The 22,935-nt window shown below is 68.2% G+C and carries 23 protein-coding genes and 1 tRNA gene; 8 read left to right on the top strand and 16 right to left on the bottom strand.

What is annotated here, in order from left to right; all coding sequences use genetic code 11:
- Nucleotides 1–90: 90 nt before the first annotated feature.
- On the top strand, nucleotides 91–681 hold the full coding sequence (locus MRBLWH10_RS07205; RefSeq protein ID WP_341942168.1) for a DUF308 domain-containing protein: 591 nt from the start codon (nucleotides 91–93) through the stop codon (nucleotides 679–681).
- Nucleotides 682–749: 68 nt separating this feature from the next.
- On the opposite strand, the gene MRBLWH10_RS07210 is transcribed toward MRBLWH10_RS07205, so the two are convergent.
- The gene (locus tag MRBLWH10_RS07210) at nucleotides 750–1,514 is read right to left on the bottom strand and encodes an SDR family oxidoreductase (RefSeq protein WP_341942169.1); all 765 of its coding nucleotides are present in this window, start codon (nucleotides 1,512–1,514) and stop codon (nucleotides 750–752) included.
- Nucleotides 1,515–1,634: 120 nt separating this feature from the next.
- On the opposite strand from MRBLWH10_RS07210, the gene MRBLWH10_RS07215 reads away from it, so the two are divergent.
- From MRBLWH10_RS07215 to MRBLWH10_RS07230, 4 genes are all read left to right on the top strand, one after another.
- Complete coding sequence (locus MRBLWH10_RS07215) at nucleotides 1,635–2,108, top strand: NfeD family protein (protein ID WP_105675053.1); 474 nt, start codon at nucleotides 1,635–1,637, stop codon at nucleotides 2,106–2,108.
- 8 nt (nucleotides 2,109–2,116) lie between these two features.
- Nucleotides 2,117–3,043: an SPFH domain-containing protein gene (locus MRBLWH10_RS07220; protein ID WP_341942170.1), complete on the top strand. Its 927-nt coding sequence runs from the start codon at nucleotides 2,117–2,119 to the stop codon at nucleotides 3,041–3,043.
- Nucleotides 3,040–3,816 carry a glycerophosphodiester phosphodiesterase family protein gene (locus tag MRBLWH10_RS07225; protein WP_341942171.1) on the top strand — a complete coding sequence of 259 codons (777 nt, stop codon included), beginning with the start codon at nucleotides 3,040–3,042 and terminating at the stop codon, nucleotides 3,814–3,816. The genes MRBLWH10_RS07220 and MRBLWH10_RS07225 overlap by 4 nt, the downstream gene beginning before the upstream one ends.
- Before the next feature lie 105 nt (nucleotides 3,817–3,921).
- Nucleotides 3,922–4,305, top strand: a complete 384-nt coding sequence (locus tag MRBLWH10_RS07230) for an RNA polymerase-binding protein RbpA (RefSeq protein ID WP_105675046.1) — start codon at nucleotides 3,922–3,924, stop codon at nucleotides 4,303–4,305.
- On the opposite strand, the gene lnt is transcribed toward MRBLWH10_RS07230, so the two are convergent.
- The 9 genes from lnt to MRBLWH10_RS07275 all read right to left on the bottom strand — a co-directional run bounded on the left by lnt (nucleotide 4,287) and on the right by MRBLWH10_RS07275 (nucleotide 14,015).
- On the bottom strand, nucleotides 4,287–5,825 hold the full coding sequence (gene lnt / locus MRBLWH10_RS07235; RefSeq protein WP_341942172.1) for an apolipoprotein N-acyltransferase: 1,539 nt from the start codon (nucleotides 5,823–5,825) through the stop codon (nucleotides 4,287–4,289). The two genes, MRBLWH10_RS07230 and lnt, sit on opposite strands and share 19 nt — an antisense overlap.
- 12 nt (nucleotides 5,826–5,837) lie before the next feature.
- Nucleotides 5,838–8,303: a DEAD/DEAH box helicase gene (locus MRBLWH10_RS07240; RefSeq protein ID WP_105675042.1), complete on the bottom strand. Its 2,466-nt coding sequence runs from the start codon at nucleotides 8,301–8,303 to the stop codon at nucleotides 5,838–5,840.
- Nucleotides 8,300–9,058: a twin-arginine translocase subunit TatC gene (gene tatC, locus MRBLWH10_RS07245; protein ID WP_341942571.1), complete on the bottom strand. Its 759-nt coding sequence runs from the start codon at nucleotides 9,056–9,058 to the stop codon at nucleotides 8,300–8,302. The genes MRBLWH10_RS07240 and tatC overlap by 4 nt, the downstream gene beginning before the upstream one ends.
- 62 nt (nucleotides 9,059–9,120) lie before the next feature.
- The gene (locus tag MRBLWH10_RS07250) at nucleotides 9,121–9,369 is read right to left on the bottom strand and encodes a twin-arginine translocase TatA/TatE family subunit (protein ID WP_341942173.1); all 249 of its coding nucleotides are present in this window, start codon (nucleotides 9,367–9,369) and stop codon (nucleotides 9,121–9,123) included.
- 31 nt (nucleotides 9,370–9,400) lie between these two features.
- Nucleotides 9,401–10,390 (bottom strand): WYL domain-containing protein, encoded by a 990-nt coding sequence (locus MRBLWH10_RS07255; RefSeq protein WP_341942174.1) that lies wholly within the window; start codon nucleotides 10,388–10,390, stop codon nucleotides 9,401–9,403.
- Nucleotides 10,387–11,373 (bottom strand): WYL domain-containing protein, encoded by a 987-nt coding sequence (locus MRBLWH10_RS07260; protein WP_105675036.1) that lies wholly within the window; start codon nucleotides 11,371–11,373, stop codon nucleotides 10,387–10,389. Before MRBLWH10_RS07260 ends, MRBLWH10_RS07255 begins: the two co-directional genes overlap by 4 nt.
- On the bottom strand, nucleotides 11,373–12,305 hold the full coding sequence (locus MRBLWH10_RS07265; RefSeq protein WP_341942175.1) for a hypothetical protein: 933 nt from the start codon (nucleotides 12,303–12,305) through the stop codon (nucleotides 11,373–11,375). The genes MRBLWH10_RS07260 and MRBLWH10_RS07265 overlap by 1 nt, the downstream gene beginning before the upstream one ends.
- Nucleotides 12,306–12,315: 10 nt before the next feature.
- Nucleotides 12,316–13,335, bottom strand: coding sequence for a tRNA (adenine-N1)-methyltransferase (locus MRBLWH10_RS07270; RefSeq protein WP_341942176.1), 1,020 nt, complete (start codon nucleotides 13,333–13,335; stop codon nucleotides 12,316–12,318).
- Nucleotides 13,332–14,015, bottom strand: coding sequence for an HAD family phosphatase (locus tag MRBLWH10_RS07275; protein ID WP_341942177.1), 684 nt, complete (start codon nucleotides 14,013–14,015; stop codon nucleotides 13,332–13,334). The genes MRBLWH10_RS07270 and MRBLWH10_RS07275 overlap by 4 nt, the downstream gene beginning before the upstream one ends.
- Nucleotides 14,016–14,105: 90 nt before the next feature.
- On the opposite strand from MRBLWH10_RS07275, the gene MRBLWH10_RS07280 reads away from it, so the two are divergent.
- Nucleotides 14,106–14,954: a PAC2 family protein gene (locus tag MRBLWH10_RS07280; RefSeq protein WP_105675028.1), complete on the top strand. Its 849-nt coding sequence runs from the start codon at nucleotides 14,106–14,108 to the stop codon at nucleotides 14,952–14,954.
- Here the strand turns inward: MRBLWH10_RS07280 and MRBLWH10_RS07285 are convergent.
- Nucleotides 14,944–15,771, bottom strand: a complete 828-nt coding sequence (locus MRBLWH10_RS07285; RefSeq protein WP_341942178.1) for an undecaprenyl-diphosphate phosphatase — start codon at nucleotides 15,769–15,771, stop codon at nucleotides 14,944–14,946. The two genes, MRBLWH10_RS07280 and MRBLWH10_RS07285, sit on opposite strands and share 11 nt — an antisense overlap.
- Before the next feature lie 40 nt (nucleotides 15,772–15,811).
- A complete protein-coding gene (locus tag MRBLWH10_RS07290; RefSeq protein ID WP_341942179.1) occupies nucleotides 15,812–17,107 on the bottom strand; it encodes a M20/M25/M40 family metallo-hydrolase in 1,296 nt (431 codons plus the stop codon).
- 113 nt (nucleotides 17,108–17,220) lie between these two features.
- On the opposite strand from MRBLWH10_RS07290, the gene MRBLWH10_RS07295 reads away from it, so the two are divergent.
- Nucleotides 17,221–17,303: transfer RNA gene (locus MRBLWH10_RS07295), tRNA-Leu, on the top strand.
- Between the two features lie 117 nt (nucleotides 17,304–17,420).
- Here the strand turns inward: MRBLWH10_RS07295 and MRBLWH10_RS07300 are convergent.
- Both MRBLWH10_RS07300 and MRBLWH10_RS07305 read right to left on the bottom strand, forming a co-directional pair.
- The gene (locus MRBLWH10_RS07300) at nucleotides 17,421–18,515 is read right to left on the bottom strand and encodes a VIT1/CCC1 family protein (protein WP_105675021.1); all 1,095 of its coding nucleotides are present in this window, start codon (nucleotides 18,513–18,515) and stop codon (nucleotides 17,421–17,423) included.
- Between the two features lie 98 nt (nucleotides 18,516–18,613).
- The gene (locus MRBLWH10_RS07305; protein WP_105675019.1) at nucleotides 18,614–20,356 is read right to left on the bottom strand and encodes a DEAD/DEAH box helicase; all 1,743 of its coding nucleotides are present in this window, start codon (nucleotides 20,354–20,356) and stop codon (nucleotides 18,614–18,616) included.
- 125 nt (nucleotides 20,357–20,481) lie between these two features.
- On the opposite strand from MRBLWH10_RS07305, the gene MRBLWH10_RS07310 reads away from it, so the two are divergent.
- Entirely contained in the window at nucleotides 20,482–21,306 is an 825-nt protein-coding gene (locus MRBLWH10_RS07310; protein WP_341942180.1) for an SGNH/GDSL hydrolase family protein, read from the top strand.
- On the opposite strand, the gene MRBLWH10_RS07315 is transcribed toward MRBLWH10_RS07310, so the two are convergent.
- Both MRBLWH10_RS07315 and MRBLWH10_RS07320 read right to left on the bottom strand, forming a co-directional pair.
- Nucleotides 21,303–21,728 carry a TrmH family RNA methyltransferase gene (locus MRBLWH10_RS07315; protein ID WP_341942572.1) on the bottom strand — a complete coding sequence of 142 codons (426 nt, stop codon included), beginning with the start codon at nucleotides 21,726–21,728 and terminating at the stop codon, nucleotides 21,303–21,305. The genes MRBLWH10_RS07310 and MRBLWH10_RS07315 overlap by 4 nt on opposite strands.
- 763 nt (nucleotides 21,729–22,491) lie before the next feature.
- Nucleotides 22,492–22,671, bottom strand: a complete 180-nt coding sequence (locus MRBLWH10_RS07320) for a hypothetical protein (protein ID WP_341942181.1) — start codon at nucleotides 22,669–22,671, stop codon at nucleotides 22,492–22,494.
- Nucleotides 22,672–22,935: the final 264 nt, after the last annotated feature.

Below are 22,935 nucleotides of genomic sequence, written 5' to 3' on the forward strand. Positions count from 1 at the left end.
GCCCCGCCGTCGCGCGTCCCCGCGCGCGGAACGGTCAGCGCTACAGTGTTGGGCATCCCTCACAGGATCTTCCCAGAAAGGATCCACATCATGTCCGAATCTCTCGTCGCAGACGCCAAATCCGCCTTCAAGGCCATCCGCCTCTCCCTGGCCGTCTCCGGTGTGCTGTCGCTCATCGCCGGCATCGTGCTCCTGGTCTGGCCCGTCAAGTCGGCCGTCATCGTCACCGGCATCTTCGCCACCTACCTGATCATCGCGGGCGTCGTCTACGTCGGCCTCGGGATCTTCTCGAAGGCGAAGGGCGGCTGGGCCCGCGTCGGCCACATCCTGCTCGGTCTCCTCTACGTCGTCGCCGGCGTCATCGCGTTCGCGAACCTCAAGGAGGCGGCGCTCACGCTCGCCCTCATCACCGTCATCTTCATCGGCGTCAGCTGGCTGTTCGACGGCATCGTGTCCCTGACGCTGCTCGGCAGCGACGGATCACGCGTCTGGACCCTGCTGTACGCGATCCTCAGCATCGTCGCCGGCATCTACGTCCTCTTCAACGTGCTCGCTGCCGGTCTCGTGCTGTGGGTGTTCCTCGGCGTCTCGCTCGTCGTGCTCGGCCTGGTGCAGATCATCCGTGCCTTCACCCTCGGTCGCGATGCGAAGATCGTCACGCAGGCGGTCGCGGGCGAGTAGTCACGCCGCTCACGCAAAAGCGGCCCCGTCCTTCGAGGACGGGGCCGCTTCTTTGCGTGAGCAGACGGTTACTCGGCGGCGAATCCGCTGGTGTCGCCGACCAGACGGGTGTTGTCCGCCGGGACGGGATCGATCGCGGCCTGGGCCACCTCCGCGGCGAACTCCGAGACGTTGTAGAGCTTGCCCGCCGACTCGCGGCGCTCGGAGATGGCACCGGGGTTCGCACGCTCGAGGAGCGTCGCGGTGATGGTGCCCTCGATCATGTCGCCCGACACGACGGTGAAGCCGATGCCCTTCTCGGCGAGCCCGGGAATGAGCTCACGGAGCGCGTCCTCTCCTGCGCGCTTCGAGAGCGCGACCGGGAGGTACTCCGGCATCGTGGGAGTGGTGCGGATGAAGTGCGCCTGGTGGCTGGTCACGAACACGACGCGCGCGCCGTCGCCCAGGAGGGGCGTCGCGGCGTTCAGGACGTTGAGCTGCGCATCGCGGTTGAGGGTGAGCGCGTAGTCCTCGGCCATGCCGGACTCCATGCCGCCGGAGGCGTTGAGCACGAGGACGTCGAGGCGTCCGAACTCGGACCGCACCTGGTCGAACATCGCGGAGACGGACGCCGGGTCGGTCAGGTCGGCGCCGACCACGAGCACCCGACGACCGAGCGCGCGCAGCTCGTTCGCGAGCTTCTCCGCACGCGGCGCCTTGTTGCGGAAGTTGATGACGACGTCGGCTCCGGCCTCGGCGAAGTAGCGCACGGTGTCGGCGCCGATGCCCCGCGATGAGCCGGTGACAAGGGCGACCTTGCCATCGAGGGAACCTGCGGGAAGAACGTCGGTCACGGTGACTCCTCATGATGCGTGAACGCCGCGATGACGCGGCTCTCTCACATTACCAACTGCCCTCCGTCGCGCCGTGCCGCGGCGCCGGCCGCGTGATAGGTTGACCGAAAAGGAGGCCGCATGAACGAATTCTCCGTCTTCATCGACCTGATCGAGAACTGGGCGTGGGTCGGCTGGATCATCCTGATCGCCGTGTTCCTCGTCATCGAGATGCTCTCACTCGACTTCACCTTCCTCATGCTCAGCCTGGGCAGCGCCGTCGGCCTGGTGAGTGATCTCTTCGGCATCCCCGCCTGGGCGCAGGTGATCATCGCGATCGCTGCGACAGCGATCTTCATCCTCTTCCTCCGGCCGCCGCTCTTGAAGCGTCTTCATCGAGGTGAAGACCCCACGAAGTCGAACGTCGATGCCCTCATCGATCTGCGGGGTCTCGCTCTGCAGGAGGTGACGCAGATCTCGGGCCAGGTCAAGCTCAGCAATGGTGACACCTGGACCGCCCGCACGTTCGCGCCGATCGCCATCCCGGAGGGCGCGAGGATCGCGGTCACCGAGATCAACGGCGCCACCGCCATCGTCCGTCCCGTCAACGACTAGGAGCCTCCGTGGACGACACATCGTTCATTCCGACCGCGATCCTCTGGATCGTGTTCATCGCACTGATCATCTTCCTGATCGTCACCCTCGCTCGATCCATCCGCATCATCCCGCAAGCCACGGCCGGGGTCGTGGAGCGGCTGGGCAAGTATCACAAGACCCTCATGCCCGGCCTCAACCTCCTGGTTCCTTTCATCGACCGGCTCCGTCCGCTCATCGACATGCGCGAGCAGGTCGTCTCGTTCCCTCCGCAGCCGGTGATCACCGAAGACAACCTGGTCGTCTCGATCGACACGGTCGTGTACTTCCAGGTGACGGATGCCCGGGCCGCGACCTATGAGATCGCGAACTACCTCGGCGCGGTCGAGCAGCTCACGACCACGACGCTCCGCAACGTGGTCGGTGGCCTGAACCTCGAGGAGGCGCTGACCAGCCGTGACAACATCAACGGCCAGCTCCGCGTCGTCCTCGACGAAGCCACCGGCAAGTGGGGCATCCGCGTCGGTCGCGTCGAGCTGAAGGCGATCGACCCGCCCCTCTCCATCCAGGACTCGATGGAGAAGCAGATGCGCGCGGAGCGTGACCGACGCGCCGCGATCCTGACCGCCGAGGGTTCCAAGCAGTCGCAGATCCTCGAGGCCGAGGGGCAGCGGCAGGCCGCGATCCTTCAGGCCGAGGGTGACAAGCAGGCCGCCGTGCTCCGTGCACAGGGTGAGGCCGAGGCGATCCAGAACGTGTTCACGGCCATCCACCAGGGGCAGCCGGACGACAAGCTCCTCGCCTACCAGTACCTGCAGATGCTCCCGAAGATCAGCGAGGGCCAGTCGAACAAGCTCTGGATCATCCCGAGCGAGCTCACCGAGGCCCTGAAGGGCATCGGCAGCGCGTTCACGCCCAAGCCCGGCCAGCCGCCGACGAACTTCCCGGGCGCGTGACCCACCCGTACTTCGAGAAGGCACGGCATCCCCGAGTCCTCGCCCACCGCGGCCTCATCACCGCGGCGGGCGAGGACTCCGGTGTCTGGGAGAACACCGCTGCCGCCTTCGCCGCCGCCCACGCCGCCGGGGCGGAGTACATCGAGACGGACTGCCACGTCACTGCGTCCGGTGACGTGGTGCTGTTCCACGACCCGACCCTGACGCGCCTCACCGGTGACGATCGTGCGATATCCACCGTGACCACCCGCGAGTTGCGCCGGCTCTTCGCCGACCACGGCGGTCTCCTGACCGTGGAAGAGGCGCTGAGCACGTTCCCGGGCATCCGCTTCAACATCGACGTGAAGACGGATGCCGCCGCCGACCCGCTCGGACCGATCCTCGCGCCGCACGCCGATCGCGTGCTCGTCACGAGCTTCTCGGATGCCCGTCGGCGCAGGGCCGTCGCGGCCGTCCTCAGGTCCGGCTCGAGCATCCGACCGGCGACGTCGGCCGGCAGCGGGACGATCGCGTCGCTCCTCGCCCTGTCGACTCTCCGCCTCTCCCCTGCGAAGGTCCTCCAGGAGATCGATGCCGTGCAGATCCCGGAGAAGCAGGCCGGTCTGAGGGTGTTGAGCCCGGCGCTGATCAGGGCGGCGCATCGCCACGGCGTGGAGGTGCACGTCTGGACGATCAACGAACCCGATGACATGACCCGCATCGTCGCCCTCGGCGCCGACGGCGTCGTCTCGGACCGCGCCGACGTGGCTCTTCGGGTTCTCGCGCCCGAATAGCCTTCTGCGCTGGGATTCGGCTGTGAATCCTGAGCAGAAGGCGTCCGCTCGGATGAAGCGCACAGGCTGGAGCGTTATACCTGACAGCGACGAGAGGACCACACAATGGCAGATCGCAGCCTACGCGGCATCCGACTCGGCGCCCAGAGCCTACAGAGCGAAGAGGGCGTCGTTTTCATGGAGCGCCGTGAGACCACCTACACCTGTGACACCTGCGGCCACGTGACGAACCTGATGTTCGCGGCCGATGCAGAGCCGCCGCAGACCTGGGAATGCCGCTCCTGCGGCGCGGAGGCCCGCCTGAACGTCGACGGCCAGGCCGTCACGCTCGAGGCCACCGATGAGAAGGCCGCACGCACGCACTGGGACATGCTCCTGGAGCGACGGACACGGGCAGAGCTCGAGGAGCTCCTCGAGGAGCGTCTCGCGTACATCCGCGGCCGCCGCGGCGCCGGCGAAGACCCGACGCGTCAGAAGATCGGCGCCTGAGAGCGCCGGGCGCGCCACCACCCGACCACGAGCGCGCCCAGTCCGCCCCAGAGCAGCAGTTGTTGCAGCCAGGGGCCCACGACCACTCCCCCGGTGAGGCCGGTGCGGAGCTCGACATCCTCGAGCATCGCACCGGCCTCATCCGCGTCCAGGCTCGTGACCGTCGACCCGTCGGCCCTGATGATCTGACTCGTTCCGACGGTCGAGACGTTGACCACGCTGCGGCCCGTCTCGATCGCCCTCATGCGTGCGAAGGCGAGCTGCTGCAGGTTCTCGTCGGTGCCCCGGAAGTCGGCGTTGTTCGTCTGGAACACGAGCACCTGCGCGCCGTCCTGCACGCCCTCGTGGATCAGGTCGTCGTAGATGACGTCGAAGCAGATCGCCAATCCCACCTTGACGCCGTCGATGTCGACGATCGGCGGATTCGTGCCCGGCGTGTATTCGCGACCGATCAGTCCGATCAGGTCGGGGACGATCGCGTTGTAGAACGCGCGGTCGGGGACGTACTCCCCGAACGGCACGGGATGGCGCTTGTCGTGGATCTGATCCGCGCTCCCCTCCGACGTCCAGAGCATGGAGGTGTTGTAGAACAGATCGCCGCGCCCCGTAGCGGCGTTCGCGAGAAGAGGTGCGCCGATGCGGGCGCTCACGTACGACATCCTCCGCGCGAGGGCGTCGTACTCGAACGGATCGGCGTCGAGAGACCCCTCGGGCCAGACGAGCAGGTCGACGTCCTCGCCGTACAGCGGCTCGGTGGCGGCTGTCTGCGCGTCGATCACCGCAAAGGGCTCCCGGTCGTCGAAGTACCCGGTGGGCCCGTTTCCCTGCACTGCGGCGATCCGCATCGAGCCGCTGGGGGCCGTCGGGAAGAGCGGAGTGAACAGGAGCACAAACACGAGCGCCGCGGGGACGACGAAACGGAGCGGCCTGTTCCAGAGCCGGAGCCTCACAGCCTCGATGAGCATCGCGACGAGCAACACCATCAGGAAGCTGAGGCCGCTGACTCCCACCCACGAGCTCACGGGGGCCAGCGGGCTCTCGGCCTGACTCATGCCGAGACGCGCCCAGGGGAAACCCCCGTACGGCCAGTTCCCGAGGAAGAGCTCACGCCCCACCCAGAGCGCCGCGACGACGGAGGGCAGCAGGACCAGGCGCCCGGTGGGCCCGGAGAACGCCTGGGGAAGCCACCGGTAGGCCAGGGCGAGCGGAACGATCGCGAGGGCCGTGAGGCCGCCCTCGACGACGCTGAGAGCACCCCAGGGGATCGGTCCGAGGTAGCGCGAGGTCCAGGACACGAGAAGCGCGAAGAACAGGATGCCGTACACGAGACCGACAAGGAGGGCTCCCCCCGCGCGTCGACCGATCACGCTGAGCAGCAGCAGTGCCGTGGCGGGAAAGGCGAGTATCCACATCGCGGCCCCGGGATACGAGAGGTGCATGAGCACCGCGGCACCGGCCGCCGAGAGGACGGCAGCCCAGAGCGGGAGCAGAGGGCGCGGCCGCGCCGGAGAATCGGACATCAGGTCCTATTCTCACATCGACGAATATGCGACGATGCCGCGGCGCACGCCGTCGAGGGCTGCGCGGGCGTTGCGCGCGAGCGCGGCATCCTCTGCGACGATCGACAGCTGATCGAGCAGGTCGATCGTCTGCTTCGCCCATCGCACGAAGTCACCGGCGGCCATGTCGGCGTCGATCAGCACGCGATCGAGCATCCCTCCGCGCGCCCAGGAGTGCATCGCTCCGGCGAGTCCCGGCGCCAGCGGCTCGGAGCCGGGAAGGTGGTGGTCCTTCTCCAGGTCGTCGAGCTCGGCCCACAGCGTGGTCGTCTTCTCGTAGGCGACCCGGAAGGCGCCCCGAGGGAGGTCGCGCTCCCCCGAGTTCGCCTCGTCGCGACGGGGTTCGTAGACGAGGCAGCACGCCATGGCGGCGAGTGAGGGGGCGTCGAGTCCCGACCACAGTCCCTGGCGGAGCGACTCGGCGACGAGGAGATCGCGCTCACCGTAGATGCGGCGCATCGTCCGACCGGCATCCGTCAGCGTCGTCTCCCCCGCGGCGTCGACCGTCAGGTAGTCGAGCGTCTCGAGAACCTCGACGACCCTGTCGAACACGCGCGCGACGGTGCCCGTGCGGGTCTCGATCTGGCGGCGGATGCGGTCGGTCTGGCGCTTGAGCTTCCAGTAGCGCTCCGCCCAGCGCGCGTGCGCCTCCCGATCAGGACACCTGTGACATCCGTGCCGCTGCATCTGCCCGCGGAGGGACTGGATGCGCTTCATCCGCTTCTCCCGTGCGCCTCGCGGGGCGTGGGAGTCCTGACGGTTCTTCTTCTCGAGGTCGCTGAGTTCGCGGCGGATCGCGGCGTATTCGGTGAAGTCCCCGTGATCGCAGGCCATCGACTTCTGGTATCCGGCCAGCGACTCCTCGGCCTCGCGCACCTGTCTCGCCAGCCCGACCACCGAGCGATCCGCCTGGAACTGCGCGAACGACGACTCCAGGATCTGGCGCGCGCGGGTCTTCCCGAACAGATCGATCAGGTTGACGGCCATGTTGTACGTCGGGCGGAAGCTGGAGTTGAGCGGATAGGTCCGTCGCGAGGCGAGAGCGGCGACAGCCTGCGGATCCATGCCCTCGGTCCACTGCACCACCGCATGACCCTCGACGTCGATCCCCCGTCGGCCGGCGCGACCGGTGAGCTGGGTGTACTCGCCCGACGTGATGGCGACACGGGCCTCGCCGTTGAACTTCTCCATCTTCTCGAGCACGACCGTGCGCGCCGGCATGTTGATGCCGAGCGCCAGCGTCTCCGTCGCGAACACGACCCTGACGAGCTTGCGCTGGAAGAGCTCCTCGACGACCTCCTTGAACGCGGGCAGCAGGCCGGCGTGGTGAGCGGCGACACCGCGTTCGAGGTTGTCCAGCCACTCCCAGTAGCCGAGCACGCCGAGATCCTCGTCCTGCAGGGTCCGCGTGCGCTCCTCGACGATAGCCCTGATCTCCGCGCGCTCCTCCGTGGTCGTCAGCCGCACGCCGGAGCGGCGGACCTGCTGCACGGCGGCATCGCATCCGACGCGACTGAAGATGAAGAAGATCGCCGGAAGGAGGTTCGCTCGATCCAAGAGGTGCACGACCTCGGGCCGGTCCATGCGCTCGATGCGCCGCGCGTTGGGTCGGCTCCCGCCGCGTTGCGGGCGCTGGGCGTTCCGCCCGGCGTGCCGGTTGCTGTTGTATGCCTGCGCGCGGCGGTTGTTCTCGTAGTTGGAGCCGGTGAAGGAGCGGATGCGCATGAGCTCCTGGTTCACCGTGGTCGTGGCGAGGCCGGCCCGCTCATCGAACAGCGGCAGCAGGTCGTCGCGCACGAGGACGTGCTGCTCGAGAGGGACCGGACGGATCTCCGACACGATGACCTCGGTGTCGCCGCGCACGGTGTCGAGCCAGTCGCCGAACTCCTCGGCGTTCGACACGGTCGCGCTGAGGGAGACGAGGCGGACGTGCTGAGGGAGGTGGATGATCACCTCTTCCCACACTGCACCGCGGAATCGGTCGGCGAGGTAGTGCACCTCGTCCATGATCACGTAGCGCAGGTCGCGCAGCGCGGGTGAGTCTGCGTAGATCATGTTGCGCAGCACCTCGGTCGTCATGACGACGATGCGCGCGTTGCCGTTGATGTTCGTGTCGCCGGTGAGGAGGCCGACCTGATCCGCACCGTACACATCGACGAGCTCGCGGAACTTCTGGTTCGACAGCGCCTTCATCGGCGTCGTGTAGAACGCCTTGTCTCCGGGGGTCTGCATCGCCAGGTGGATGGCGAACTCCCCCACGATGGTCTTCCCCGCCCCGGTCGGCGCGGCGACGAGCACGCTGCGGCCCTGCTCCAAGGCATGGCATCCGGCAACCTGGAACGGATCGAGATCGAATCGCTGCTTCGCTGCGAACGCACGGGTCTCCGGATGCTCCGATGCGTCGCGTGCCGCGGCGTAGCGGTCGGAAGGAGACGTCATGCGGCGTCGGGCAACAGACCGGCCGCCTTGTCGCGCTTGCGCTTGCGGCGGTCGAACAGGAGGGAGACGAATGCCGCCGCAAAATACAGGAGCACGAGGATCCCCGCCAGCATGAGCATGCTCACGATGTCGGCCGCCGGCGTCGCGAGGGCGCCGAAGACCGCGGCCACCAGGACTGCGATGCGCCAGCCTTTGAGGATGTCCCGACCGGTCATCACGCCGGCGAGATTCAACGCCACGAGGAACACCGGCAGAACGAACGAGACGCCGACGACGATCATCAGCTTGAACACGAAGTCGTAGAACGTCGACGCCTCGTAGAGGTTGTTTCCGCCCTCAGGGGTGAACCCGGCCATCAACTCGATCACGTGCGGGACGACGAGCGTGCCGACGTAGCAGCCGGCGAAGAAGAGCGGAATCGCCGCGCCGACGAATCCGACCGTATAGCGGATCTCTTTCTTCGTGAGCCCAGGCATGATGAACGCCCAGATCTGCCAGAGCCAGACGGGAGCAGAGAAGAAGAGCCCGATCGAGAACGCGATCCGCATGCGGAGATCGAACGGGCTGGTCACCGAGGAGAACGTCAGCGCCACGATCTGGTCGCCGCGCTCTTCGGCGATCTTGCGTACAGGCTCGGTGATGAAATGGATGATGGGGTCGGTCACAAGGAACGCGACCACCATGCCGAGGACCAGCGCGATGGCAGCGATGATCAACCGCTTGCGCAGCTCAACGAGATGCGCGCCGAGCGACATGCGGCGTTCGGCGCGCCCGTCGCTCTCAGCCTGCGCGGCCGATTCGATGGCGGCCACGAAGGTCAGCTGACGCGATCGGGCCCGGCTACAGTGCCGCTGTCGGATGCCGTCGAGCCGCCGTTCTTCGGCGCTTCAGTGGAATCCGCCTGCCCCGCGGGCGCGTCTTCCTCGCGCATTGCCTTCATCTCGCCCTTGAAGACGCGGGCAGACTGCCCCATGCTCTTCGCGAGTGCCGGGAGCTTTGCAGCCCCGAACAACAGCAGCACGATGACGACAAGTGCCAACAGGTGCCAACCGGTCAAGCCAGCCATGGGGAACTCCTTAAGTCGGGGTTAACTGAGTCTAACGGGCAAAGCCGTCGGCAGGTTGGTGATAGAGCGCGAGTCCTGCGGCGGCCCACTCTCGGGTCGCACAGCGCGCGACCCCCGGATCGATCACTTCAAGCGCTCCCCCGAACCGCGCGGCGAGTCTCTTGATGCTGCGCGGGTCTGCGAGATGCAGCTGCGCGGTGACGAGTCCAGCGTCCGCGGCGACGTTGTCGGCCGACAGGAACGCGCCCAGCAGCGGGGCGACACGCTCGGGCACGCGTACGGTCACCTCTCCCTCGTCCGCCACCGTGGAGAAGGCCTCGGGAAGGTGATCTCCCCCGTGCGTGATCGGGATGTCCGTCAGGTGCGGGTCGCTCACCCTGTCGAGGTGGAACGTGCGCATCGCCTGACGCAGATGGCACCAGCCCTGCAGGTACCACTGCGCGTTGGTGATCAGGATCTGCACGGGGTCGACAGTGCGCGTCGTGGGGGTGGCATCCGGCGCCTGGTAGGTGAACGAGACGGCCACGCCGTCCTGCACGCCGCGGGCGACGACTTCGCGCACCTCGTCGACCGCGCTCGGCGCCACGACGACCTCGGCCGGAGCATCCGCCGCACCGCGCGAGAGCTTGGAGATGAGCCCCTTCACCAGCCCGGTGTCGGAGACCGCGGGCACGGCGGCGACCATCTGCAGGCCCGCCAGCAGCGCTGCGGCCTCGCGGGCGGTGAATCTCGGCACGCGACGGAGTGCGACGTCGTTGGTGATCTCGATGACGTCCTCGTCGTCGAGGAGATCCCAGTTGATGTCGAACATCTCCTGCGGCTGCTGCCAGTACCCGGAGTCCCCGGGCAGGCCGATCACCGTGAGCTTCTCGACCATCGCGCGCATCTCGTCGCGGCCCACGCCGAACTCGGCTGCCGCCTCATCGAGCGACACCTGACCGTGCTCCAGCAGGTAGGGGACGAGTGTGAGGTAGAGACGCACGCGCTCCGCAGCGAGGAGGGGCTTCGGCTGGGCGTTCATGCGCTCTTCTCCGAGTTGGCGTCGACGACCGCCTGCAGTCGTGCGATGACGGCGTCGCGGAGCGCGGCCGGCTCGACCACGCGCACCTCGGGGCCGTAGGACGCGAGCTCATCGGCGAGGATGTGCAGATCGACGAACGGCACGCGGATGCCCTGGGTCGCCGGACGAGCGCGGCGTCCCAGTCGCAGGGAGGCCTCCGTACCGGGGGTCACCTCGAGCAGAGCAGAGTTCCTCGCGGCGACCTCTTCGAGACCGGCCAGAGCCCGCTCCCCCGCACCCTCCCGCAGCTCGGGGGCGAAGGATGTGTTCGTGAGCTTGACGGCGCCGACGATCCGGCTGAGCAGGAACATCCGATCGGCGTCCGCGTCGATGTCGATGCCGAAGACGTGCCACCTGGCCTCGTAGTCGACGAGCGCGAGGGGACGAATGCTGCGGCGTCGGGGCGCGTCCTCCCCGGGCTTGAGGTAGTCGAACGAGACGACCCTGCTCTTCTCGATCGCATCCTGCAGCGGCGTGAACGCGGCGTCACGGGCCGTGATCCGCGGGGCGAACCCGATGATCGGCTCGTCGCCGTCGATGCCGAGCGCCCGGATCTTGCGGACGCCGGCCTGGGCATCGCCCGACACCGACTCCGCGCTCCACACGCTCCCGGCGAGCTGCAGGACAGCGAGCTCGGCGGGAGTGAACTCGATGTCGCTCGGGAGGTCGTACTCCGCCTGCGGGATGCGATAGCGGGCCTCGCGCAGATCGTTCGGGTCAGCGGCTTCGCCGATCGTCTCCACCGGTACGCCGAGCGTGCGCAGCTCGTCCTTGTCGCGCTCGAACATCTTCTCGAGGGCATCGGACCGCGCACCGGCATCCGCGCGCTGACGGTATCCGGAGACGTTGTCGAGGATCTGCTGCTTGGTGAGCCCGATGTCCGTCGCCATCAGGGCGACGACGAGGTTCGTCAGTCGCTCCTCTGCCGGGATGCGGGCGGCCATCACTTCCCCGCGGTCGTCACAGCGCCCAGGATGTCGACGACGTACGCCACGGCGCCTCCGCCGTTCGCAGCGGGGGTGACGACGAGGATCTGGGATCCGACCGGCTTGCCCACCAGGGCCTCCGCGACGGCCGGCGCCGAGGACGCGAGGTCGAGCATCGGGTTGGCGCCCCACGTGGTGTTGAGGACGGACTTGTCGTCCCAGTTGACCGCCGTGACGTTGACGACGGGCGTCTGCGTCTTCTCGAGCGGGTCGCCGTCGCCCTCGATGAGGGTCTGCACGACCTGCGAGGTGGGAGCCGCGGCGTCCGGGATGATCACGCCGGGGCGGCCGTCGGGGGCGCGCACGACGGTCGGGACGCCCCGGGCGTCGTTGAACTGGAGGGCGCCCTCTGCCCTGGAGCGGAACGTGTCGACGACGTCGATCACGAAGACGGGGTGGTCGTCGGCCTTGAGGCCGAAGTTCGACAGCTGCTCGGCGCCGAAGTCCTTCGGGGTGAGCGAGGCGATCACACGGGAGCCGCCGGTGACGCACTCCAGCACCTTGGCGAGCCCGGGCACCTGACCGGACCACGTGTCGATGTTGGAGAGGTTGCCCGTGCTCTTGTCGTACGACGTCGCATAGACGAGGTCGCCGGTGTTGCCGCTGAAGATCGACAGCTCGGCCGTCATCACCTGCTGGCCGTTGACGAGCGGCAGCCCCTTGCCGGTGATGGTGTCGGCGTACGTCGTCTTCGTGCCCTTGACCGGTGTGTAGACGGTGACCTTGGGCTCGGTTCCGAGGTCGCCCTTCACGGTGACGGCGTCCTCGATGCCGGAGGAGTGCGTCGTCCGGTCGCACGAGGCGCCGTTGAACGTCGGCGCCGACGAGCAACCGGTCAGGGCGAGGACGGCAAGGCTGAGAGTGGCCACAACGGCGGACGTTTTACGCACGCGCTCAAGTCTATTCCGTCGGCGCGTCCGATTTGCGCGATGTCGCGGCGAGGCGCGCGCCGTCCGCGGCTTTCGCGGCCTCACGCGCGCGCTTGCGGAGGTTCTTGTCGTTGATCTCCCTGTCGCCGACCGCGCCGGGCGTCCAGAGCTCGACGTCCTCGTCGCCGTAGCTGCTCTTCGATGCTCTGCGCTTCACCGACGGCGCCACAGCACCGGGTGCGAGGCGGCGAGCGGTTAGCAGGAAGCCGGTGTGGGCGACCATACGGTGATCGGGGCGCACGGCGAGGCCCTCGACGTGCCAGCCGCGCACCATCGTCTCCGAGGCGTCGGGATCGGTGAACAGCCCGGTCCCGCGGATGTACTCGGCGACGCGGGACAGCTGCGTCGCGGTGGCCACGTAGCAGAGCACCACGCCGCCGGGGGTCAGTGCGTCGGCCACGACATCCATGCACTCCCACGGGGCGAGCATGTCGAGCACGACGCGGTCGACGCTCCCCGCGGGGAACTGGACGGGGAGCTCCTCGGCCAGGTCGCCCACCACGACGTCCCAGGTCTGCGGGGTCTCGCCGAAGAAGGTCGTGACGTTGCCGCGTGCGACGTCGGCGAAGTCGTCGCGACGCTCGAAGGACACGAGCCTTCCGGCCGGGCCGATCGCCCGCAGAAGGGAGAGCGACAGGGCGCCGGAGCCGACCCCTGCCTCGACCACGACGGCACCGGGAAAGATGTCGGCCTGCATGACGATCTGCGCCGCATCCTTCGGGTACACGATCGCCGCGCCGCGCGGCATCGACATCGCGAAGTCGCGCAGAAGGGGGCGGAGCGCGAGGTAGTCGTGCCCGGAGCTGTTCGCCACGACCGATCCGTCTGGCAGGCCGATCAGATCCCGGTGACGGAGGACGCCCTGATGCGTGTGCAGCTCGCCGTCCTCTTTGAGGGTCACCGTGTGCAGGCGCCCCTTCGGCCCCGTCAGCTGCACGCGGTCACCTTCGCGGAAAGGGCCGCTGGGGCGCTGTGCGCTGGAGGGGGTCATCGGGTGGCTCCTGTCAGGGACGTGATGCGGGTGAAGAGCTCGGAGAGGTCGGTCGCGCCGCGGTCGGCCAGTGTGGGCCAGAGCTCGTGTGCGCCGACCCCGTCGAGCGGGACGATGTGCGGCACCCCGAGGGCGACCGCTCCGGAGGCGATTCCGGCGCGCAGACCGGTCGGGGAATCCTCGATCACGACCGCATCGGCGATGTCGACGCCCAGGAGCGCCGCCGCCTGCAGATAGGGCTCGGGGTGCGGCTTGGCGTTGTCCACGTCGTCACCGGCGACGACGATGTCGAAGGCCTCGAAGTCGATGAGCTCGACGACGCTCAGAGCCATCCGCCGGAGCGACATGGTGACGAGGGCCGTCGGGATGCCGGCGTCGCGGAGGTCCTGGAGCAGCTCACGCGCTCCCGGGCGGAAGGGGACTCCCTGCGTGCGCAGAGACTCCTGCACGGCATCCGTGAGATGCGAGACGATCGCCTCCGCATCCATCTCGACCCCCGCGTTCTGAATGATGATCGCGCTGTCGATGAGGCCGCTGCCGACGAGCTGCAGAGCGTCCTCATGGGTCCAGGTGCCGCCGAACGACTCGATCAACGCCGTCTCTGCCGCCATCCAATACGGCTCGGTGTCGACGAGTGTTCCATCCATGTCCCAGAGGACTGCGCCCGGCTGTCTGCTCACCGGTCCATGTTAGCCGTGGCTCCGCCCGGGACCCGCCGCCTCGGACTAGCCTTGAGGGATACCCATCCACCGTCACGAAGGGAGCTCACGATGGATGTTCTCGGCTCGCGCATCATCATCGCCGCCTTCGACGGCTGGAACGACGCCGGCGAAGCAGCGAGCGGCGCCATCGCCGCACTCCGCGACATGACCGAGTACGACCTCGTGCACTCGATCGATCCCGAGCTGTACTTCGACTATCAGTACACGCGCCCCGCGACGAAGATGGATGCCGAGGGCCGACGACAGCTCACGTGGCCCGAGGCAGGACTCTGGCGCCCGCGTGATCCGGGCCCCGGACCGGAGTTCTGGCTCCTCACGGGTGTCGAGCCCGCTCGCACCTGGCAGGCCTTCGCCTCCGAGTTCATCGACGTCGCCCTGCGCGACGACGTCTCGGGTCTCGTCACGCTCGGGGCCATGCTCTCCGACGTCCCGCACACGCGGCCGATCTCGATCTTCGCGTCGAGTCAGAACGACGAGGTCCGCGAGGCGCACGGGCTCGAGCGCTCGCTGTACGAGGGGCCGGTCGGCATCCTCAGCGTGTTCGAGCACTTCGCCGAGAACGCCGGGATCCCCACCGCGAGCCTCTGGGCGAGCGTTCCGCACTACGTGGCGACGGCGACGCCCTCCCCCAAGGTCACGCTCGCGCTCCTGGATCGACTCGAAGAGCTCACCGGAGTCGACGTTCCCCGCGACCACCTGCGCACCGAGGCCGCCGCGTGGGAGGCGTCGATCGACGCGGCCGCGGCCGACGACGAGGACATGACGGAGTACATCCGCCAGCTGGAGCGAACCCGCGACACCTGGGACTCCCCCGACGCCTCCGGCGACGCGATCGCGCAGGCCTTCGAGCGCTACCTGCGTCGCCGTGGCGACGGGCCGGGCGACCTCAAGCGCTGATCACGCCCGTTCCGAGCAGGATGAGCAGCGCGGTGCCGAGAAGGATCCGGTAGACCACGAACGGCATGAAGCTGCGCTTGGAGATCCAGTTCATGAAGAACGCGATCACACCGAGGGCGACGACGAACGCGATGCCGGTCGCCGCGAGCGTCTCCCCGAACGAGAAGTGCTGGTTCGGCTCGTCCCACTTGTCGAAGAGCTGGTAGAAGCCACTGCCGAACACCGCCGGGATCGCGAGCAGGAACGCGTAACGAGCCGCCGCGGCGCGCTCATACCCCAGGAACAGCCCCATCGTGATGGTGCCGCCCGAGCGCGAGACTCCGGGGACGAGAGCGAGCGCCTGAGCGAAACCGTAGGCGATGCCGTGGGGGTAGGTCAGGTCGTTCAGGGTGCGCCGCTTGGCTCCGACGTAGTCGGCGATGCCGAGCAGGATGCCGAACACGATAAGCATCACGGCCACGATCCACAGGGACCGGAACACTGTCTCGATCTGATCCTTGAACACGATGCCGAGGACGACGATCGGGATGCTGCCGATGATGATCAGCCAGCCCATGCGCGCATCCGGATCGTTCCGCGGCACCTTGCCCGCGAGGGACTGGAACCATCGCGAAATGATCCGGACGATGTCCCGCCAGAAGAACACGACCACGGCCGCTTCCGTGCCGATCTGCGTGATGGCGGTGAACGCGGCGCCCGGGTCCTCCCCAGAGGGCAGGAAGCTGCCGACGATGCGCAGGTGCGCGCTGGACGAGATCGGCAGGAACTCGGTGAGTCCCTGCACGATGCCGAGGATGAGTGCTTCGAGCAGGTGCATGAAGGGCCTTCAGATCATGGATGCGCCGTACGGCGTCGGCTCAGTACGAGCGCAGCAGATCGGCCAGCACGCGCTGACCGAAGACAAGCGATTCTACGGGCACGCGCTCATCGACTCCGTGGAACATGCCTGTGAAGTCGAGATCGGCCGGGAGCTTGAGCGGGGCGAACCCGTACCCGGTGATGCCCAGATACGCGAGCGCCTTGTTGTCGGTCCCTGCACCCAGAAGGTACGGGATGACAGGGACACCGGGGTCGTGCGCGCCGATGCTCGCCACCATCGCGTCGACGAGGTCGCCCTCGAAGCCCGTCTCCATGCCGATGTCCTGCACCACGATCTCGATGGCGATCTCGTCGCCGACGATCTGCTGGAGCTGGGCGAGCACGTCGTCTTCGGTGCCGGGGATGACACGGACGTCGATCAGCGCCTCGGCCCGCTCCGGGATGACGTTGTGCTTGTACCCCGCCGTCAGCACGGTGGGATTGGTCGTGGTGCGGAAGGTCGAGCGGAGGAACGCCTCAGCAGGACCTGCGGCCGCTGCGAGGGCGTCCGGATCCTCCACGGAGCGTCCGGTGAGCTCGCTGAGCCCCGCCAGGAGCGCCTCCGTCGTCGGGGTGAGCCTGATCGGCCAGCGGGTCCGCCCGATCGCCGACACAGCCTCCGCGAGCCTGATGATCGCGTTGTCCTCATGCAGACGGCTGCCGTGCCCCGCGCGCCCCTTGGCGACGAGGCGGATCCAGATCAGCGCCTTCTCGCCGACCTGCAGCAGGTACGCCCGGTGGTCGTCGACCGTGATCGAGTAGCCGCCGACCTCGCTGATGGCCTCGGTCGCCCCAGCGAACCACTCCGGTCTGTTCTGCACGACGAGGGCGGAGCCCTCGACGCCGCCGTTCTCCTCGTCGGCGAAGAACGCGAGCACGAGGTCGCGCTCCGGCTGCTCTCCCGCGCGGAGGATGTCGGCGACGGCGGTGAGGATCATGGCGTTCATGTTCTTCATGTCCACGGCGCCACGGCCCCACAGCATGCCGTCCTTCACCACGCCGGCGAAGGGGTCGACGCTCCAGTCCTCGGCCATCGCGGGGACCACGTCGAGATGCCCGTGCACGACGAGCGCGGGCTTGCGGGAGTCACGGCCGGGAACGCGGGCCATGACGTTGGTGCGCCTGTCGATCGGCTCGTAGTACTCGACATGGAGTCCGAGACCCTCCAGGTAGCGCCCGACGTATTCGGCCGCCTCACGCTCCCCCTTGGCGTTGCCGCCGCCGAAGTTCGAGGTGTCGAAGCGGATCAGATCGCTGGCGATGCGGACGACCTCGGGGAGCGACGGATCTGTCATGCGTTCAAGGCTATCGAACGGCTGAGGCGCGCCCGGGCGTCGCCGCCGGTTTCTGAGTCCCCCTCCGCTCGTGCTAATGTAAATCTTCGTTCGGCAACGAACATCCAACACCTGCGCGGGTGGCGGAATGGTAGACGCGCTACGTTGAGGTCGTAGTGCCCGTAAGGGCGTGGGGGTTCAAGTCCCCCTCCGCGCACAGAACGAAGAAGAGCCCCGATCCGGTTGGATCGGGGCTCTTTTTCTTTTCGTCGCGCGTGCGGATTCGTCGCGCGACGAAGTGCACGAGAACGATGCGGCCGGGGCCGGCGCGGTCTCAGACCGCGCCGACTCCGAACACCAGTCCGAGCACATAGGTGATGGCGGCGGCGCCGAAGCCGATCGCCAGCTGGCGCAGGGCGCGCCGCAGCGGCGGACCGCCCGACAGGATGCCGACCATCGCGCCCGTGGAGAGCAGCGCCACGCCCACCAGGACCAGGGCCACGACGACGGCCGTCGTCCCCTGCAGGCCGAAGATCCACGGCAGCACGGGAATGATCGCTCCTGATGCGAACAACAGGAAGCTCGAGATGGCGGCCGTCCAGTCGCTTCCCACGATCTCGTGGTCGTCTCCCTGGGTGCGCACCGGTCCGGTCGTCGTCCGCTGAACGCCCGCGCGGGCGGCGGCCACGATCCGATGTGCGCGCCGCAGGGCCTCCTCCTGCTCCATGCCCCGGGCGCGGTACACGAGGGCGAGCTCGTTCTCGTCGATGTCGAGATCGCCGGCGGAAGCCGCGGCATCCTCGTTCGCCTCCGTGGCGGCCAGCAGCTCGCGCTGCGAGCGCACCGACACGAACTCCCCCGCGCCCATCGACAGGGCGCCGGCGAGCAGTCCCGCGATGCCGCTGAACAGCACGAAGCCGGAGCTGACTCCGGTCGCCCCGATGCCGAGCACGAGGGCGAGGTTGCTGACGAGACCGTCATTCGCTCCGAACACCGCAGCGCGGAAGGAACCGGAGAGCCGTCGGCGGCCGCGTGCGGCGAGCCCTCTGACGACCTCGAAGTGCACCTTCTCGTCGGCGCGCATCGCCGGCGTCGCCCACTTCTCGGTGTCGTAGGGTGATCGGGCCTCTGCGCTCTGGGCGAGGGCGAGCACGAAGATCGAGCCGAACCGCCCGGCCATCCAGCCGAGGGTGCGGGAGCGCAGACCGGCCTTGGGCAGGCGTGCGGGTTCCGCACCGAGCAGGTCGAGCCAGTGCTGCTCGTGGCGACGCTCGGCATCCGCGAGGCTGAGCAGGATCTCGCGCTCCTCGCCCGTGCGCCTGGCGGCCAGCTTCTGGTACACGAGGCCCTCGGCGCGCTCCTCCACGAGGTAGCGCGCCCAGCGGCGGCGGTCGGCGGTGGTGGGCTCTGCGGCAGCGGGGGCTGTCATGCTTCCTCCTGGTCGGGGACAACCGTTCCACGCTATCCGGGAGGGTGGCGGCGGCTCCCACTCAGGCGAGGATTGCCAGGATTTCGGGTTTCCGAAGGTCAGGAGCGCACGCGCTTGCGCAGCACCTCGATACGCGACTGGAGCTGCGTCACCGTGGCCTGAGCGACCGCGGGGCCGCCGCAGATGCGACGGAGTTCGGCGTGCACCGATCCGTGGGGCTCGCCTGTCTGGCGCGCGTAGAGGCCGACGAGGCTGTTCAGCAGCTGCCGCTGCTCTTTGAGAGTGCGATGCAGGGGCGCGGGGAGCGTCGTGGTCTCGAGCGGATCCGCCGTCGCCTCGCGCGTCTCCCGCAGACGGGACTGGCGCGCCTGGCGCTGCATCAGGAGCTCGTGCACGTGCTCCGGTTCGAGAAGCCCGGGGAATCCGATGAACTCCTCCTCCTCCGGTGTGCCGGGCTCGGCGAGCTGGCCGAACTCCTTGCCGTCGAAGACCACCCTGTCGAAGTGGGCGACCGAGGAGATCGCCTGGTAGCTGAACTCCTGCGTCAGCGCGTCGGAGGCGTCGTCCTCACGGTTCGCGCTCTCCAGCAGCGAGTCGTCGAGGCCGTCGGCATCCTTGTCCTGGCGATCGAGCGCGTGATCGCGCTGCTTCTCCAGCTCGTTGGCGAGCCCCATGAGCACAGGGACGTTGGGCAGGAAGACGCTCGCGGCCTCACCCCGCCTGCGGGCGCGCACGAAGCGACCGATCGCCTGCGCGAAGAACAGCGGCGTGGAGGATGATGTGGCGTACACGCCGACCGCGAGGCGAGGCACGTCCACGCCCTCCGACACCATGCGGACGGCGACCATCCAGCGCTCGTCGGTGGCGGAGAACTTCTCGATCCGCTCGGACGCGGAGGCGTCGTCCGACAGCACGATCGTGGGCTGTCGACCCGTGATGCTGTGGAGGATCTTCGCGTAAGCGCGTGCGACGGTCTGATCCGTCGCGAGCACGAGTCCGCCCGCGTCGGGGATGTGGTGCCTGATCTCGGTGAGACGACGATCCGCGGCCGACAGCACTGCGGGCATCCACGAGCCCTCCGGATCGAGAGCGGTGCGCCAGGCCTGGGAATTGACGTCCTTGGTGTTGTCCTGCCCGAGGTGCGCCTCGAGCTCATCCCCTGCGCTCGTGCGCCAGCGCATCTTGCCCGCGTACATGTGGAACAGCACCGGCCGCACGACGCCGTCGGCCAGAGCGCGCCCGTACCCGTAGCTGTAGTCGGTGCTCGAGATGCGGGCTCCGGACTCGTCGGGCAGGTACTCGACGAACGGGATCGGAGCGGTGTCGCTGCGGAACGGAGTACCCGACAGCAGCAGACGGCGCTTCGCTGGTCCGTAGGCGTCGCGGATCGCGTCGCCCCAGCTCAGCGCGTCGCCGCCGTGGTGCACCTCGTCGAGGATCACCAGGGTCTTCGCATCTTCGGTCAGATGCCGGTGCACGGAGGACTTCGCGGCCACTTGCGCGTAGGTCACCACGACGCCGTGATAGTGCCGCGCCGGCGCCCAGTGGCTGTTCTTGAAGTGCGGATCGAGCCGGATGTGCACGCGCGCCGCGGCGTCGGCCCACTGGGTCTTGAGATGCTCCGTGGGCGCCACGACGATGATCCGGTTGACCTCGCCGATGCGCATGAGCTCGACCGCGAGGGTGAGGGCGAAGGTCGTCTTGCCTGCGCCCGGCGTCGCGGCGACGAGGAAGTCCCGCTGATCCGCCTGGAAGTACTGCTCCAGCGCCTCCTGCTGCCAGGCCCGCAGCTTGTTCGCGGTACCCCACGGGGCGCGCTGAGGAAAGGAGGGGGAAAGCATCCCTTCAACGATAACGCCGCCTCCGACACTCGACGCGCGCCCGCCGTGGCGAGCGATTGCCGGGTAGGCTCGGACACTGCGCCGCCGCGATCAATGGACGGCGCTCGTTCGCGAAGGAGAGCTGGATGACAGACCAGGATTCGACTCGGACCCCCTACGTGGCCAACGAGACCTCGCATCCGTGGCGGCGCTTCGTCGCCGTGGGCGACTCGTTCACCGAAGGCATCGGCGATCCCGATCCCTCGGTGCCCGGGGGCCACCGGGGCTGGGCGGATCGCGTGGCCGCTGTGCTCTCCGAGCAGGTCGACGACTTCGCGTACGCGAACCTCGCCGTGCGCGGGAAGCTCATCGCGCAGATCGCCGAGGACCAGATCGAACCCGCCGTCGCGCTGCGGCCCGACCTCATCTCGATCTGCGCGGGCGGCAACGATGTGATCCGCCCCGGCACCGATCCCGACGCGATCGCGGTGCAGCTGGAGGACGCCGTCACGCGTCTGGCGTCGACGGGCGCGGCGATCGTCCTGTTCACGGGCATCGACACCGGCTTCACCCCCGTGTTCCGCCCGTTCCGCGGCAAGGTCGCCATCTACAACGAGAACGTCCGCGCGATCGCCGACCGCCACGACTGCATCGTCGCCGATCAGTGGGCGCTCAAGGTCGTCCAGGACATGCGCTTCTTCGACGACGACAGACTGCACTACAACGCACTGGGTCATCATGAGGTGGCCCGGATGGTGCTCAGGGCGCTGAACGTGCCCAACGACCTCGAGGCCATGCAGCCGGAGCCGCTTCCGGTGCGTACCTGGCGCGAGGCCAGGGCCGAAGATCTCGGGTGGGCGCGCGAGCACCTGGTGCCCTGGGTGCTCCGTCGCCTGCGTCACCAGTCGTCGGGCGACCACGTCGAGGCGAAGCGGCCGGAGCCTGCGCCTTTCCTCCGCCGCGAGGACTAGGGCTTCATCGCCCACAGTGCGACGGCGGCCGCGGCGGCGACGTTGAGCGAATCCACGCCGCCCGTCATCGGGATGGTCACGATCGCGTCGGCGTTCGCGAGCGCGTCGGCGGAGAGTCCCTCCCCCTCCGAGCCCATCATGAGCGCCACCCTCTCCGGGCGGTTCTTGGCGTAGGCGTCGAGAGACACGGCGTCGTCCCGCAGCGCGAGCGCGGCCAGGCGGATATCCGCTGCCCGCAGGTCGGCGACCGCGGCGTCCCAGTCCGTGATGCGGGTCCACGGCACCTGGAAGACCGTCCCCATGCTGACGCGCACGCTCCGTCGGTAGAGCGGGTCCGCGCAGCGCGGCGACACGAGCACGGCATCCGCGCCGAGCCCCGCCGCCGCGCGGAACGCCGCTCCGATGTTGAGAAGCGCCGCAATTCCCTTTAGCTCAGATTTGAGGCAAGTCGGTCCGGGGTCGAGCGTTGGGAGGATCCCCGTCGGCGGTGATTACCCAGGTCAGTCGGTCATTTCGCATGGCAGCGCTCAGGATGCCCGACGAGCCATGTTCAATTAGGGTATGACCTCCCCGCCTTCCTCATCCCGTTTCCTATGGTGAGATTCGTCGGTCTGGTTCGAGTGACAAAGGTCGCGGAGGAAGTGGAGCATCAGCGGGCGACGCTGAACGCGGTTTGCTCGCAGGTCTTCGAGGAAGAAGCGAGCCGGCGGTTGCTGATCAGTAGCCGCCCTGCACTCCAGGCGGCTGTGGGGGTGCTCGGCACCGACGACGTACTTGTGGTCGTGTGCATCAAGGACCTCGCGCAGAACTTCGTCGATGGGTGGCGTGTCCTACTCGACCTGCTTCGGCAAGGCACGCCAGTTCGAGTGATGGAAGGAAGTGCTACGGGGCGGAGTCTGAGTTCGACGCCAATGCGCGAGAGATCACGCGGATGCGGGCGAAGATGAGGAGCGACGACATCAAGAGGGGTATGGAGGCCGCTCGACAGCGCGGCTCCGTGATCGGCCGTCCGCGAGTCGTGGACGAGGAAGTCCGGCTGGCGATCCTGTCCCAACGGCACGAAGGAACATTACTCCGCTCGATCGCGCGGAACGTCGACGTCTCCGTCGGCACCGTCAACGCCGTCGTAGCGAACGCATAGCGATAAGCCTCTCAGAGTCTGCCTTCGCGTCAGAGTCAGCCCACCTACTGGACGGTCGCATCCCGACCTACCGCGATCCGGAACGGACGCAGCCGGGCGAGCAGCCACGCGCCGCGACGACGTTCCCGGCGCTGGGCCCACACGCGGAGCGTCGCACGGGTCTCGCGACGGGACGCGACGAACACGACATGGATGGGCCCGAGGCTCACATGGGTGCTCGTCATGTCCTCATCATCCCAGAGTGGACAAGCAGTCGATCTCGGCATCGGTCAGCTCACGCTCGTGCCAGCACGCGGCCGGTCGTCCACCACTCCCGGATCCCGATGACGAGGACGGCAGAATGGCCGAGCACGACCCGGCGCGATATGTCGTCGTCGGCGACCGTCGGCGGGTCGTCGTCAATCGACCCCTCCGGCCAGATCGCGCGTAGCCGCTGCCACCGACCGTCGTGGGACCCGCGTTCACGACGCCTTCGGCGTGCGGCGCGG

Source organism: Microbacterium sp. LWH10-1.2, assembly GCF_038397765.1.
Lineage (GTDB): Bacteria > Actinomycetota > Actinomycetes > Actinomycetales > Microbacteriaceae > Microbacterium > Microbacterium natoriense.